The organism is Mucilaginibacter sp. KACC 22773 (genome assembly GCF_028736215.1).
In the GTDB taxonomy this organism is placed as follows: domain Bacteria; phylum Bacteroidota; class Bacteroidia; order Sphingobacteriales; family Sphingobacteriaceae; genus Mucilaginibacter.
Genome location: NZ_CP117883.1, coordinates 4960870 through 4975066 on the forward strand (window position 1 = coordinate 4960870; position 14197 = coordinate 4975066).

The 14197-nt window shown below is 43.3% G+C and carries 13 protein-coding genes; 2 read left to right on the plus strand and 11 right to left on the minus strand.

Translation table 11 applies throughout. From position 1 onward, the window contains the following. Positions 1–130: 130 nt before the first annotated feature. Positions 131–814, minus strand: coding sequence for a heme exporter protein CcmB (locus tag PQ469_RS20275; protein ID WP_274209310.1), 684 nt, complete (start codon positions 812–814; stop codon positions 131–133). A 90-nt stretch (positions 815–904) separates the two neighbouring features. Here PQ469_RS20275 and PQ469_RS20280 point away from each other — a divergent pair, with 90 nt between their 5' ends. Next, positions 905–1390: a methylated-DNA--[protein]-cysteine S-methyltransferase gene (locus PQ469_RS20280; protein ID WP_090653025.1), complete on the plus strand. Its 486-nt coding sequence runs from the start codon at positions 905–907 to the stop codon at positions 1388–1390. On the opposite strand, the gene PQ469_RS20285 is transcribed toward PQ469_RS20280, so the two are convergent. The 8 genes from PQ469_RS20285 to PQ469_RS20320 all read right to left on the minus strand — a co-directional run bounded on the left by PQ469_RS20285 (position 1379) and on the right by PQ469_RS20320 (position 11002). Then, positions 1379–3322 carry a hybrid sensor histidine kinase/response regulator gene (locus tag PQ469_RS20285; RefSeq protein ID WP_274209311.1) on the minus strand — a complete coding sequence of 648 codons (1944 nt, stop codon included), beginning with the start codon at positions 3320–3322 and terminating at the stop codon, positions 1379–1381. The two genes, PQ469_RS20280 and PQ469_RS20285, sit on opposite strands and share 12 nt — an antisense overlap. Positions 3323–3350: 28 nt before the next feature. Further along, the gene (locus PQ469_RS20290; RefSeq protein ID WP_177183949.1) at positions 3351–3938 is read right to left on the minus strand and encodes a chemotaxis protein CheB; all 588 of its coding nucleotides are present in this window, start codon (positions 3936–3938) and stop codon (positions 3351–3353) included. Further along, a complete protein-coding gene (locus tag PQ469_RS20295) occupies positions 3928–4758 on the minus strand; it encodes a CheR family methyltransferase (RefSeq protein ID WP_090653028.1) in 831 nt (276 codons plus the stop codon). The genes PQ469_RS20290 and PQ469_RS20295 overlap by 11 nt, the downstream gene beginning before the upstream one ends. Before the next feature lie 3 nt (positions 4759–4761). Further along, positions 4762–8205 carry a response regulator gene (locus tag PQ469_RS20300; protein WP_274209313.1) on the minus strand — a complete coding sequence of 1148 codons (3444 nt, stop codon included), beginning with the start codon at positions 8203–8205 and terminating at the stop codon, positions 4762–4764. Positions 8206–8302: 97 nt separating this feature from the next. Further along, positions 8303–8728 (minus strand): hypothetical protein, encoded by a 426-nt coding sequence (locus PQ469_RS20305; protein WP_090653030.1) that lies wholly within the window; start codon positions 8726–8728, stop codon positions 8303–8305. A 163-nt stretch (positions 8729–8891) separates the two neighbouring features. Next, on the minus strand, positions 8892–9221 hold the full coding sequence (gene gldC / locus PQ469_RS20310) for a gliding motility protein GldC (protein ID WP_090653031.1): 330 nt from the start codon (positions 9219–9221) through the stop codon (positions 8892–8894). 123 nt (positions 9222–9344) lie between these two features. Continuing rightward, on the minus strand, positions 9345–9611 hold the full coding sequence (locus PQ469_RS20315) for a hypothetical protein (protein ID WP_090653032.1): 267 nt from the start codon (positions 9609–9611) through the stop codon (positions 9345–9347). A gap of 35 nt (positions 9612–9646) precedes the next feature. Continuing rightward, positions 9647–11002, minus strand: coding sequence for a DEAD/DEAH box helicase (locus PQ469_RS20320; protein ID WP_274213835.1), 1356 nt, complete (start codon positions 11000–11002; stop codon positions 9647–9649). Positions 11003–11198: 196 nt separating this feature from the next. Between PQ469_RS20320 and PQ469_RS20325 the strand changes: the two genes are divergently transcribed. Beyond that, on the plus strand, positions 11199–11840 hold the full coding sequence (locus PQ469_RS20325) for a hypothetical protein (RefSeq protein ID WP_274209314.1): 642 nt from the start codon (positions 11199–11201) through the stop codon (positions 11838–11840). 330 nt (positions 11841–12170) lie between these two features. Here the strand turns inward: PQ469_RS20325 and PQ469_RS20330 are convergent, their stop codons facing one another. Together PQ469_RS20330 and PQ469_RS20335 are read right to left on the minus strand one after the other, a co-directional pair. Further along, positions 12171–12965 (minus strand): copper homeostasis protein CutC, encoded by a 795-nt coding sequence (locus PQ469_RS20330; RefSeq protein ID WP_274209315.1) that lies wholly within the window; start codon positions 12963–12965, stop codon positions 12171–12173. 64 nt (positions 12966–13029) lie between these two features. Further along, positions 13030–14043, minus strand: coding sequence for a glycosylasparaginase (locus PQ469_RS20335; protein WP_090653049.1), 1014 nt, complete (start codon positions 14041–14043; stop codon positions 13030–13032). Between the last annotated feature and the right edge of the window lie 154 nt (positions 14044–14197).

Sequence of the window (14197 nt, forward strand, 5' to 3'; positions counted from 1 at the left end):
GGCTTGTTGCAGAACTATCTAAAGTGAAATCTCGATTTCCTAAAAGAAGTTTTCCCCAAGATAAACATCTATTGACCAATCAGTTATCACTAATATCAAAGTGCCTTAAGGTTTTTTGGCTGTTGTTCACCTAATCGCGCCACAAATAAGGAAAAAGCAATAACGCGGTTGTAATTACGATAGCGTTAATGGCGAACAAAACCCCGATATCGCCGTAACTCAGGCTCCGCTCTATGCCATCCATTGCCCTTTTACTCAGGCGGATAAGGATAAGTATCACTGGTATAATTACCGGGAAGCTTAAAATAGCCATGAGCGTGCCGTTGTTGCCGGCTTTTGATGCTATGGCCGATATCATGGTAAATACTGTTGAAAAGCTGATGCTGCCCATTAAAACCGCCAGCAAATAAAACCATAGGTCGCCAAGTTTATTGGTAAAAAAAACCTGGTATACCAGCAGGGCCAAAAAACTGATGAGTGTCATCAGTAAAATATTGTATATGGTTTTTGAAAGTATAATAGCCTGCGGGCTGGCTATGGAGTAATAATAAAGCAGCCTGCTTTTACTTTCCTGCATAAAGCTTTTGGCAATGGCATTTACCGATGCAAACAGCATAATGATCCAGAACAGTACATTCCATACCAGTGGATAGGCGGTGGTACCGCTGAGACCCGAACTTTGGTTAAACGAAATATAGCAAACAAACACAGTGGATACCACGTACAGCAAAACCCCATTAAAAGCATATTTCGACCGCCACTCCAGCAAAATTTCTTTTTTTAACAAATGAATGGTTTCCTGAACAAGCTTCATGCGGCAAAGGTAATAATTTGTGATAAGGGATTTCAAGCATTTGTTTGATAGCCGGGATTACTTTAATTTTGATTACAATTAATAACCAAAATGCCCATAGCTTATTATCGTACACCTATCGGAATCGTCCGCATTACCCAGGATGGCGATTTTATTTCGGGGATCTCTATCCGGGACGAGGAATATGAGATAGAGCCGGCCTGCACGCCGCTCCTGCAAATGGCTATTGACCAGTTACAGGAATATTTTGATGGGACAAGAAAAACCTTCGATTTCCCTATTAAGCAACCGGGTACCGATTTTCAACAGCAGGTTTGGGAATGCCTTTTAAATATTGAGTACGGCACCACAACAACCTATGCGCAGCAATCAAACCAAATGAACAACCCTTTGGCCATCAGGGCCATTGCGGCGGCCAACGGAAAAAATCACCTTTGGGTTGTAGTACCCTGCCACCGGGTGATAGGCTCAGACGGCAGCTTAACCGGTTACGCCGGCGGCCTTTGGCGCAAACAATGGCTGTTACAACATGAAGCCAATGTTATGGGCGTGGGGCAAACCAGGTTAAACTTTTAGTTTATACGTACCTGCACTTAAAAGCCTGCTCATTTTTTCGTGCAGTTGATGCGGCTGAAATGGTTTCGACAACACATCATTCATACCGGCTGTTAAGGCCTCTTGCTGCTCATAGCCAAATGAGGCTGCCGAAAGTGATATGATAGGTATGCTCCGTTTGGGTTCCACAAAATCAACCCTGATGTTTTTTGCCGTTTCGTAACCATTCATATCGGGCATGTGGGTATCCATCAGTATAATGTCGTAGTGGTTGGTTCTTAACTTATCAAGCGCTTTACGGCCGTTATCAACCATATCCACCTGTACCTGCCAGTCTTTCAGTATTTTGGATAGCATAAACTGGTTTACCATATTATCTTCGGCTACCAATACGCTTACATTAAAAAAGGGGGCGAGTGTTTTTTCTGGTTTCGCACCCGCCTTTTCAACCGGTTTGGCCGAAATTGTGTACCAGTTATAGAAACTGAAGTTGCTGCCCTCGCCTACTTTGCTGCTTACTGTAAGTTCGCCGCCTTTAAGCTCAACCAATCTTTTCACAATGGTAAGCCCAAGGCCTGTGCCACCGTATTTGCTAACGGTATCCTCATCGGCTTGCTCAAACGATTCAAACACCCGGTTAACCTTATCTTCCGGAATTCCTATACCCGTGTCTTCAACACTATATTTTACCCGTACCTTATCGGCGTTCCTTTGTATAACCGATACTTTTAACTTTACATAACCCCTTTCGGTAAACTTTATGGCATTGCTAAGCAAGTTCATCAGTATCTGGTTTAAACGCAACGAATCAACCATCAGGTATGGGGGCAAGTCAGGATCTATTTCTAATAAAAACTCTATGTTTCTTTCGTCGGCCCTAAATTTCAGCAGGTCGAATACCGATTTGATAATATCGTGTACGTTGCCTGCCGTACGGATAATGTTAAACTTGCCCGCCTCTATTTTAGAAATATCCAGCACATCGTTAATAACCCCCAATAGTGATTTTGACGAAGTATCCAACAGCTCAAGCATACCCTTTTGTTGTTCGTCTATATTGGTTTTGAGCAGCATACTGGTAATACCAATAATGCCGTTAACCGGGGTCCGCAGTTCATGGCTCATGTTGGCCAAAAAAGTTTCCTTAACTTTTTTAGTGTATTCTGCCTCCTCTTTTGATTTGATAAGTTGTTCCTGGTAGCTTTTTTGGGGCGAGATATCGCTGATATTGATAAATATCATTTTATGATGGTACGATGCCCGGCATTCGCCCCATATTACCCGTTTATCAAAACGTTCAAACCGGCCTTCAAACACCGCGAAAGCCAGGTTATCTTTAATAATTTCGCCCAGTTTTTTCCGGAATGCGGGCTGATGCTCGGCAATAGCAAGGTTAACAACGCTTGTACCTTGCAATTCGCCGGGTTTAAAACCCAAAATATTTTCTACAGCAGGGTTAATATTTTCAATCCTCAGGGTTTGCGCATTAACAGAGCAAATGATATCTGCAGAGTTTTTTACAACTATCGAGTAGTTTTGCAACTCCTGGTTTTTGAGTTTTATTTCGGCCTGCGCACGGGCCAGGTGAACAAACGAATCAACCTTGGCCGATGTTATATATGGGTCGAGCGGCTTATACAGGTAATCAACTGCGCCGGTGCCGAGGCCTTTAACAGCGTATTTGGTTTCCTTTGATATTGCGGTAACAAAAATTACCATGATATCTTTGGTCCTTGGGTTCGATTTGAGCATTTCAACCAGCTCAAATCCATCCATTTCGGGCATTTGCACATCCACCAATGCTATGGCAATTTGGGTTTCCCAGGCTATTTTAAGCGCCTCGTTAGGGGATGTTGTAGAAAATATACGGATGTCATCGCGTTTTAATAAGGCCTCAAGCGCTATTATGTTCTCTTCTCTGTCATCAACAATAAGAATATTCACAGGGGTCATGTAATATTGATTAGTGTATGGTGAAATACTATGTGCTTAATAATTTAAAAATTTCGTCAGTATGTAAAATATATTCCGCGGCTCCAATGCTAATTGCCGCTGCCGGCATTTCGTCCATCTCTGCATCTTCGGGATGCTGGGCAATGGTTGTAGCGCCGCTATTCCTTAATTTAAGCAATCCCTCTGCACCATCCTGGTTTGCACCCGATAGCAGTATTGCCATGCACCGCTCTTTGTAAACTTCGGCAGCGCTTTCAAAGGTAACATCAATTGATGGCTTTGAAAACCATACCGGTTCTGACACGTCAAGTGCAAATGTTCCCTCTTTTTCAATTAAGATATGATAATTCGCAGGCGCTATGTAAATGGTATTCTTATTCAGAATATCCTTGTCGCCAATTTCGCGCATTAACATACGGCTGTTTTCTGCAAAGAGTTTTTCAATCTCGCTGAAAAAATTTTTCTTGCGGTGAATTACTATAATTACAGTTTTGTTTAGGTTGGGATCCAGCAATTTAACTATCTGGAACAAGAGTTTAAACGAACCTGCAGAACCACCGAGCAGCAGTATTTCGGCGGTTTTCCATCGTTCAACCAGGTTTTTATCAGGAGCCAATTTTTTGGTAAATATTTTCTTTTGAATTAATCACCTTAAACTTCTTTTTAAAAGTATCTGACCGGATTGTTTCCTTACTCCCCAGGCATAAATAACCCAAAGGGCACAAACTTTTATAAAATAGCTCCAGGATGTGTTCCTGCAGTTCAGTTTCAAAATAAATAAACACATTACGGCAACTTATAAGCTGAAACTCGTTGAATATACCATCTGAAACCAGGTTATGTACAGAAAACAACGTATTTTGCTTCAATTCATTGTGTATAGAAGCTGCATCGTACAAGATAGTAAAATGATCTGAAATGGAACCTTTTAAACCTGTAAATTGATAATTTTCGGCATAACTTTTTATGTTACGCAGGCTGTATATGCCACGGCGGGCCTCCCTAAGTACTTCGGTATTAATATCGGTACCGTAAATGAACGATTTATTGCTCAAACCTGCCTCACGCAGCAGGATAGCTATTGAATACACCTCCTCGCCGGTTGAGCAGCCGGCCACCCATATCTTCGAATGCTGATAGGTAGAAAGGTACGGTATAACCTGGCTGTTTAAACCTTTGTAAAACGAAGGGTCGCGAAACATCTCGGTTACGTTTACGGTTATTTCTTCCAAAAACTCCTGGAAAAACTCAGGGTTGTTTACCAGGATATGCTTAAGGTCATAAAAGCTAAGCTTTTTAAGCTGCATAATCCTGCTAATCCTGCGCTTTAATGAGGCTTTTGTGTAACCCGAAAAATCAAAACCATGTACCTTTTTTACCAGGTCAATAAGTTCGGTTATCTGCGATGCCGTTATTGGCAGGTTAGTATCGGTCATAAATTAGCTTTCCAGCCACAATTGCATCAATGAAATCAGCCTGTCCATATCAACCGGCTTAGTAATATAATCATTGGCACCGGCGGCTATACACTTTTCGCGGTCGTCTTTCATGGCTTTTGCGGTTAAAGCTATTACAGGTAACTTGGCCCATTTGTTTTGCTTGCGGATATATCTTGTGGCCTCATAACCATCCATCTTAGGCATCATGATATCCATCAGCACTATATCAATGTTTGGCACCTCTTCCAGTTTGGCAATGGCTTCCTCGCCGTCGTTGGCAATTTCTACAACCAGTTCATAGCCTTGCAGGGCACTGCTCAGGGCAAAAATGTTGCGCATATCATCGTCAACAATAAGTACTTTTTTCCCCTTTATGGCATCCTTCCCTTTTGTTGGCAATTTAGGTTTTGATATTGGCGCCGATGCCTGCCGGGTGCCTGCCGATTCACTGATTTTGTTCAGGAACAGGTTTACCTCATCAATCAGCCTATCTGCCGACTTATTGGTTTTAACCACCATGGCGTTGGCGTAAAGCATCAGCCTGTTTACCGATGCTTTATCCAGTTCCATTGCTGTATTTACAATTACCGGCAAAGCAGCAAAGCGGTCAACCTCTTTTATTTTATCCAGCAGGTCTAACCCCGAAATATCGGGAAGGTTAAGGTCGAGGATTACGCATTGGTATTCATTTTCATGCAGCATCCGGAATGCCGAGGCACCGTCAAAAGCCTGGTCTACAGTAATACCCTGGCCTTGCATCATATCTTTTAAGGCCTGGCTTTGCGCCCGGTGGTCTTCAACCAGCAGTATTTGTTTAAACCGGGTGCCGCTGTGCAGCATAATATCGGCAAACAGCTTATCCAATGTTTCGGTACTGATAGGTTTTTTAAGGAAGCTGATAGCGCCTTCCTTACGCACACGGTTGGCCGCAGCTTCGCCTGCCGACATCAGGTGCACGGGGACATGCATAATGGCTTCATCGGCCTTCAATTCTTTCAATATCTGCCAGCCATCCTTACCTGGCAGCATAATATCCAATATTACGGCATCGGGCTTTGCCTCTTTAATAATTTCAACGGCACGCATACCCTCATAAACCATGATCGATTTGTACCCATGATCGCGTGCGTAATCCTGCAGTATATTGGCAAAGTTTTTATCGTCCTCCACTATAACTACCAGTGGGTCGCTGTTGTCTTCTCTTGTAATAACTTTAGCCGGTTTCAGAAAGTTGCTTTCGGCCTTAAAGGTTTGGGCGGTTGGTAATACTTCCTCGTTTATAACCGGCAGTACTTTGCCCTCAAACGGAATTGTCAAAACAAATTCACTGCCTATTCCGGGTTCGCTGGTCATGCTTATGCTGCCGCCCAGCAATATTGCCAGTTCGCGGCTGATGGACAAGCCCAAACCGGTGCCACCGTATTTACGACTGGTAGAGCCATCGGCCTGCTGAAAAGCTTCAAATATAATCCGCTGTTTTTCGGCGGGGATGCCTATGCCCGAATCTTTGATTGCAAAACTGATCGTGTTTTCTTTTGCACCCGGCTTTACATTGATCGAAATTGAGCCATTCTCGGGCGTAAACTTAAACGCGTTTGAGAGGAGGTTTTTTATCACCTGTTCAACCCTTACTTTATCGGTAAATACGGTTGCAGGTACATCTTTAATGCTGGTGGTATAGTTTATCTTTTTGCTGCTTGCTACTTCGGCAAACAGCATTTCCATATCGTTCACAATTTCGGATACGCTGATATCTTCATTTTGCATATCCAGCTTGCCCGATTCTATTTTGGATAAGTCGAGGATGTCGTTTATCAGTGTAAGTAAATCGTTACCTGCATTGAATATTACACTGGCGTATTTAATCTGATCTTCGGACAGGTTTGCCGGCTTATTATCCTTCAGGATACGCGCCAGCACCAGGATACTGTTAAGCGGCGTACGGAGCTCGTGACTCATATTGGCCAAAAACTCCGATTTATATTTGCCGGTAGTTTCCAATTCGTCAACTTTTAGGTTAATGGCCGCACGGGCTTCTTCAATCGCCTGGTTCTTTTCTTCCAGCAGGCTTGCTTTCTCTTCAAGTTCGGCGTTAATGGTGCGCAATTCTTCCTGTTGTACACGCAACTCTTCTTCTGATGCCTGCAACATTTCTGTTTTGTTTACCAGTTCTTCGTTGGTAACGCGCATTTCTTCCTGTTGAGCCTGCAGCTCTTCGGCCTGTTGCTGGGTTTCTTCAAACAGATCGTGCATAATGGTGCGGGCCTGGGCGGTGTTCACAGCCATGCCTATATCATTGGTAATGGCTAAAATGTAGCCACGATCTTTTTCTGCCAATTCGCCGGCAAAGGCCACTTCCATTACACCTTTTAGCTTTTTATCAAAAAAGAAAGGAACGATGAAAGTTTCGGTAAGCAATTCTTTAACTACCGACGAAGAAAGCTCCAGCCTATCGTTCAGTTTTCCCCTTACAACAGCTGCCTTTTCATCAGCGGCAACCTGGCCAAGCCAGCCCTCAGATAGCTGTACTTTTTTCTTTAACAGATCGGGATTATGGAATGCGTATGATGCATACAAGTCAAGCAGATGCTCCTTGTCGTCATATAAATAAAATGTGCCCGCGGCGGCCTTTGTATAAGTACAAACCTCGGCCAGTATATTTTGTGATAATTCTCTTTCGCTTTGCTGGCCCTGCATTTTCTCGTTAAGCGTACCTGTGCCTGTAAGTAACCAGTTTTTGGCTTCGTTTTCGGCCAATACAAGGCCCAATTCGGTATTGGCTATTTTAATTTCGGCTTCAATTTTCTTTTGCTGCTCAAAAGCGCCCTGAATATAGCGGAACAAAAACAGTATAATGAACAGGAATATTGATGAACCTGCAACAATAACGATGATGGCCTGGTTTGAAGCTTTTTCGGTGTTGTTTTTGCGGGTACTGAGTAAGTTATTCTCGTTTTCAGTAATACGGCCAACCAATGCGCGTATCATATCCATATTTTGCTTGCCCTTTACAAACATATGGCTGGCAACCATAAATTCGAGCCCCCTTCCGTTGCGGGTTTCGATATTTTCTTTCAGGTAGTTACGTTGCGAATTAACAAAAGCGGTAAGCGTATCCAAACGTTTTACCTGTTCGCCGTTATCTTTTGTGAGCGTTTTTAACCCTGCCAAATCGGCATCGATAAGCGGTAATGCTTCGTTATAAGGATCAAGAAGAACTTTATCGCCGGTAGCTGCAAAACCACGTACCCCGGTTTCGGCATCGATCATGTGCTGCAACAGGTTGGTTGACGATTTGATAACGTGCTGGGTATGGTCTACCCAGGAATTATCTTCTTCTAACTGGCGAATGCTTTTGTACGCTAAAACACCTACCACAAAAACCAGAACAATAGATATAGCAAAGCCGGTTGTTACCTGCTGGCGAAAGGAGAATTTAACCATCAATAGATCTTGTTTATCTGAATACAAATATGTTTAAAAAAAACATGTTTACGTAAAAGTACGCAGCAATAAACATATCAGGAATAATTTGGTTTTGTTAAACAGTTTCGGGCGGTTTAACAAAGCTTTTAGGCTTGCCGCTTAACGCACCAATGAGCGCCAACACCGGGCCTGCGAATAACACAAACCAACCCCATTTAAATTTAATTTGCCTGGTTAAAAGTGTATCAAACTTATGGAAAGGAATAAAACTAAAGGTGGTTTCAACCTTTATCACGGCTGCAATAAGCAACACCCCCACTAAAATAACCGATGCCCATGCACAGGCACGGGTAATTTTATACTGGTTTAAAAATGATGAAATAACACCGATAACTGCCACCAGCACAAGCACAATACCGTACGGCTGGTTAAGCTGATAAACGTTCCAGTTAAATAAATGAAACGGACGTAACAACGGGCAATAAGTACCGGCAAAAAGCAATACGAAGCCCACAAATGAAAAAATTGAACTAAGGCGCATGGTTAAGTATCAAGTAGTTATTTAGTATCAAGTAGTTTATTTAGTATCAAGTAGTAAGTATCAAGTAGTAAGATAGCTGCAATCACTTCGTCAAAAAATCTTTTGTCCCAAAGTCCTTAAGTCAAAAAATCTTGATACTTACTACTTGATACTTACTACTAAATTATTGTTTAATTTCCATTTTATCGGCAAAGTGGGCGCAGTAATCGCGCAGGTCTTCAACAATGTTTTTTTCGCCGGTGGCGCGTAAAAAGCTGTCGCCCATGGTTTGCAGGGTTTCGTAAAAAAAGCGTTTCATTTCGTCAACCGGCATATCCTTGGTCCACAGGTCAATGCGCAGGGTATTTTTGTAGCTTTGGTCCCACAGGGCCAGCATGAACGATTTTACGGGCAATGCCTCTTTTGATTGCGAATCGGTTGATTCCCACATAATGTTTTCGGGCACGTTATTATCGTCGAGCGTAACGGTCAGCTTTATTTCGGCAGTTTTCATTTTCTGTTCTATTGAGGTCGCAAAAGTAGGTTATTTTAAAACGACTGGATTATAATGGGTTTGTAATTTTTGATTGAACATTCTACTTATCCACCATGTAAATTATGGAAATAAAGGGAGTGTTTATTTAACCAGGAAAAAGATTACGGCGATAAGGGCTATTACGCACAGCTCAATAATCCATAGCTTTTTAAGCTCGGCAAAAAAGTTGCGGAACATCAGGTCCATAAAAAACACAACCGCCGCAAATAACAGGAAGATCCAGCCTATGGTGCCGCTCCAGTTTTCTAACGGCCGGCCGGCAATGGCTGCCCCATTTATCCAGATATAAACAGCCACCACCAAAAAAAATGTGGTGGCAAAATTTAACGGGGTAATGCGCAATTTCATGTAATTGACTGTCTGTTTGAAGTTTTTAAAATCGGTTAACGTTTTTTTCGGGACGATGATGACCTGGTTTTTCCGCCGGCTGCCTTGTAGGCTTTGCCATATTTTACCTTGTTTTTGGCCTCGTCGAACTTTTTATGCTGATTGAGGGTTTTCTTTTCGTGGAAAGCGCCTTTAAAATCGGGATCGTCTTTACGCTTTTGCATATCAATTTCCTTCGCAATTTCCTGGCGCTCATCGTAGCCTGTCTCCTCAATAAAAACATCATCCGGAATGGCCGAAACCGGGATGGTTTGCTTAATCAATTTTTCTATCTTTTTAAGATAGTATTCCTCTGCAGGGCCGCAAAAAGTAATGGCCTCGCCCGATTGCAGGGCGCGGCCTGTTCGGCCTATCCGGTGTACATAATCCTCTATAACAACAGGTACATCAAAATTAATTACGTGGCTTACATCGCTCACGTCAATACCTCGCGATGCCACATCTGTTGCTACCAGTATTTTAACCTCGTCGTTTTTAAACGAGTTGATGGAGTTAATACGGGTATTTTGCCCTTTATTGGCATGTAGCACCTTAACCCCTCCTTCGCCAAATTTGCGCAGCAGGAATTTGTAAACGTCATCGGCCACAACACGGGTTTTACAAAATATCATCAGCTTGGTAATTTCTCCCTCGGCTTCCAATAATTTCTTTAGCAGGTGAATTTTGGTTTTAACATTGGGTACATGGTACAGCAGCTGGTTTACCGTTTGCGCGGGCGTTGCCTGCGGGGTAACCTCAATAATGGTTGGATACTCAAGGAAGTTATTAGATAGCTCATGAATTTTATCGCTCATGGTGGCCGAAAAAAGCAGGTTTTGCCTTTTTACCGGTACAACTTCAAGCAAGCGGTTAATCTGGGGCATAAAGCCCATATCCATCATTTTATCTGCCTCATCAAGCACCAGTACCTGCAGGGTTTTGGTAACTATATGGCCCGCCAGGTATAAATCCATAAAGCGGCCCGGGGTGGCTACAATGATATCTACCCCTTTATTAAGGTTTTCTATTTGTGTTTTTGGGCCCAGGCCACCGTATAGTACTACAACCCTAAGGTCGGTGTTGGAGGCAAAGGTTTTAACGTTTTCCTCAATCTGCATGGCCAGTTCGCGCGTGGGCGAAATAATGAGCGCGCGGGGGACCTGGCCCTGGGCATATTTAAGCTTCATGATTATGGGCAACACATAAGCCGCCGTTTTACCGGTACCTGTTTGCGCTATGCCCATTACATCCTGGCCGTTCATGATAGGCGGGATGGCTTTTTGCTGTATAGGCGTAGCTTCGGTATAACCGGCATCGGCAATGGCGTTTAAAATTTGCCGGTTAAAATTAAATTCTTCAAAAGATACACCCATGGCGCAAAGATAGGCTTTTTGTTGATTAGGGCTATTGTTTGTTATATTGCGCCAACCTTTAGTATCACTTTTACGTTTAAAGCCGTAATAAAGGATGCATGAGATGTTAACCATATGCAGTACTTTACCTTATCTGTTTTATTGCCTGGTGGTTATATCCCGTTGCTTTCGTTTTTTACACCTATAAAATTCAGCAATGAAAAAACACTTATTTACATTTTTATTTATTGTGGCGGCATCTGTTGCGGCAAAAGCTCAAATTGGCACCGGCCGGTATTATATTGGCGGTAGCCTTAATTACAATTACGATGGGTATGGCTATACCAACACCTATTCGTACGCAGCAGGTACTACAGTTTATACCAATCATGGTATATCTAACCTGCAAATTAACCCCGATTTTGGAATGTTCCTGTCAAAAAACTGGACCATTGGCATCCAACCGGGCTATTCACGCACAGGTGGTACCGAAACATCTGTTTATACCGCGCTGGCGGGCAGTGGCACCACCAGTTATACCTATGATCGTAAGTATCATACTGATGCCCTGTCATTAGGCATCCACTTCAGGTACTATTGTATGCTGAATGACAGGATTGGCATATTCCCGCAGTTTGGCGTTACCGAAGCAAATGATATCAACAACTTTAAATCGGGCTCAATAAGTGTTGGCGGCAACCCCAACATCGTATTTTTTGCCACTAAAAAGCTGGCTGTAAACCTTGGCTTTGGTAATATATTGTATACCCATGATTATCAAACCAAAGCCAATTCATTTAACATAGGCCTGAATACCAATATTGGGTTTGGTGTAAATTATTATTGGGGGAAACAGTAGGGCATTGATTAGTAGATTATTACGAATAAATTTAACCTGCAATAGCACTTCAAGGGTTCAAGAAACGTTATATAATATATAAATTAGCGTTTTAAACAGGCTTTTAGGTCTGTAAATCACTTGTTTTTTGCGCAAAGACGCCATGCCACTATTATTTTTTTTGCGTCCTGGCCTCTTTGCGTAATACTAATTTTAAATGCGATTTAGCCTCATCACCTTAAATTCAAGTCAGGTTTAACCATTAGGCGGCCAAAAAAATAAGATGCATCGTTAGCATCGGCTATTGCAAATCCGCGGATATTATTGCCGTTGTTATTCTACGTGTTCTTCTTACCTCCCATTCGCCAATTCTATCAACTTCTTCACCCTGTCAATACTGGTAACATCAGTAGTCTCCTCATCACCAGGCACATCACTCAGCAGGATATGGTCGTTATGGTATTCCATTTTGCTATGAACGGGGATCCGTGCCGATGAATGCACCTCAGTTACATTGGTAAAACGAACCAGGTCGGCAACGTTGGCTTCGTTTACGCCGGCGCCGGGCATAATGCTGATGCGGCCAGCCGCCTTTTCTACCAGGTGGTTTAAAACAGTAGCACCTTCCATCGCTGTGCTTTTGCCGCCGGAGGTAAGAATCCTGTCGCAACCTATTTCAATAATATCCTCCAGTGCCTTATAGTGGTCTTTACACATGTCAAAAGCGCGGTGAAAGGTGACACCCAATCCCCATTGTTTGGCAAGACGCACCATTTTAATGCACCTATCCTTATCTACCGTGCCATCAGCATGTAGTATGCCAATAACTACACCGTCGCAACCGGCATCAATGCAATAACGGATATCGGCCATCATAATATCGTATTCCAGGTCGGTATACAAAAAATCGCCGGCGCGGGGCCTTATCAATACAAAAAGTTTAATATGCAACAGCTTGCGGGCCATTAGTATTTGCCCGTGCGATGGGGTTGTGCCCCCTTCCTTCAGGTTTTCGCAAAGCTCAACCCGGATAGCGCCACCATCTTGTGCAGCAACAGCCGAACTAACCGAATTAGCGCAAACTTCGAGAGAAACTTTATTGGTCATTTTTACTTTGTGGATGAAAGCTAATGGTTCATGGATCATAGTTCATGGCTCGCTGTAGCAAGGTATAGCTACCATGAACCATGATCTATGAACTATAGGCTTATTACTTATAATAGCTTTTACCTGGTATCAATAAATCCTGTTGTTTGGCATCACACACCGCGAACGAGAAGCCGCTTTGGATAGCATAGGCGCCATATTCGCCTTTTTTGTTGATGGCCAAAAAGCCAACCTGGATTTGTTTGGCGGTTTCGGGTTTCTTTTTGATAATGCGGTGCACGGCTTCCTTACAGGCATCCTCTGGCGATAAGCCCTGGCGCATCAGTTCAACAACCAAAAAGCTGCCTACGTTGCGGATCACTTCTTCGCCAACACCGGTTGATGTGGCGCCGCCAACTTCATTATCAACATATAGTCCGGCGCCAATGATGGGGCTATCGCCCACGCGGCCATGCATTTTAAAAGCCATGCCGCTGGTGGTACAACCGCCCGATATATTGCCTTTGGCATCAATAGCCAGCATGCCAATGGTATCGTGGTTATATTTGCCGCCAGGGCGGTTGCTGCCGTTTTCTATATTCATTACCGGGCTGTATTTGGCTGTTTTTAGCCACTCTTTCCAGGCCTTTTCGGCCTTAGGTGTCAATAGTTTTTCCTTTTTCATACCCTGCTCAACGGCAAATTGGGTAGCACCTTCGCCAACCAGCATCACGTGGGGCGTTCTTTCCATTACCATACGCGCAACAGATATCGGGTGTGCTATATTTTCCATCGCCGCAACCGATCCGCAGTTGCCCAACTCGTCCATTATGCACGAATCAAGGGTAACGTGGCCATCACGGTCAGGTGTACCGGTACGGCCAACTGTACCGTTGGTTATGTCCAGTTCTTCGGGTACACGTGCACCCGCTTCAATCGCATCCAATGCGCGGCCGCCTTTTTCAAGTGTTTTCCAGGCCTCCTTGTTGGCTAAAATGCCAAAATCCCAGGTGGATATCACGATGGGGAAATTACCTTCGGGTTTTAATGAAATGGTTTTTGCTATAGCTGACTTTGAAAGTGCTGCTAAAGAGGCACCTGCAGCTGATATTTTGATGAACTTGCGGCGATTGTACATATCGCTAATATAGCTAAAACAAGCAAAAAGTAAAGAGCTTTAGCCTAAATCCTCTCCAAAGGAAGCCTCACCCAACCCTCTCCAAAGGAGAGGGCTTTTAAAAGAATAATGGGGCATATTTAAAATCAGGATGTTTTATACATCTCGAACCTGC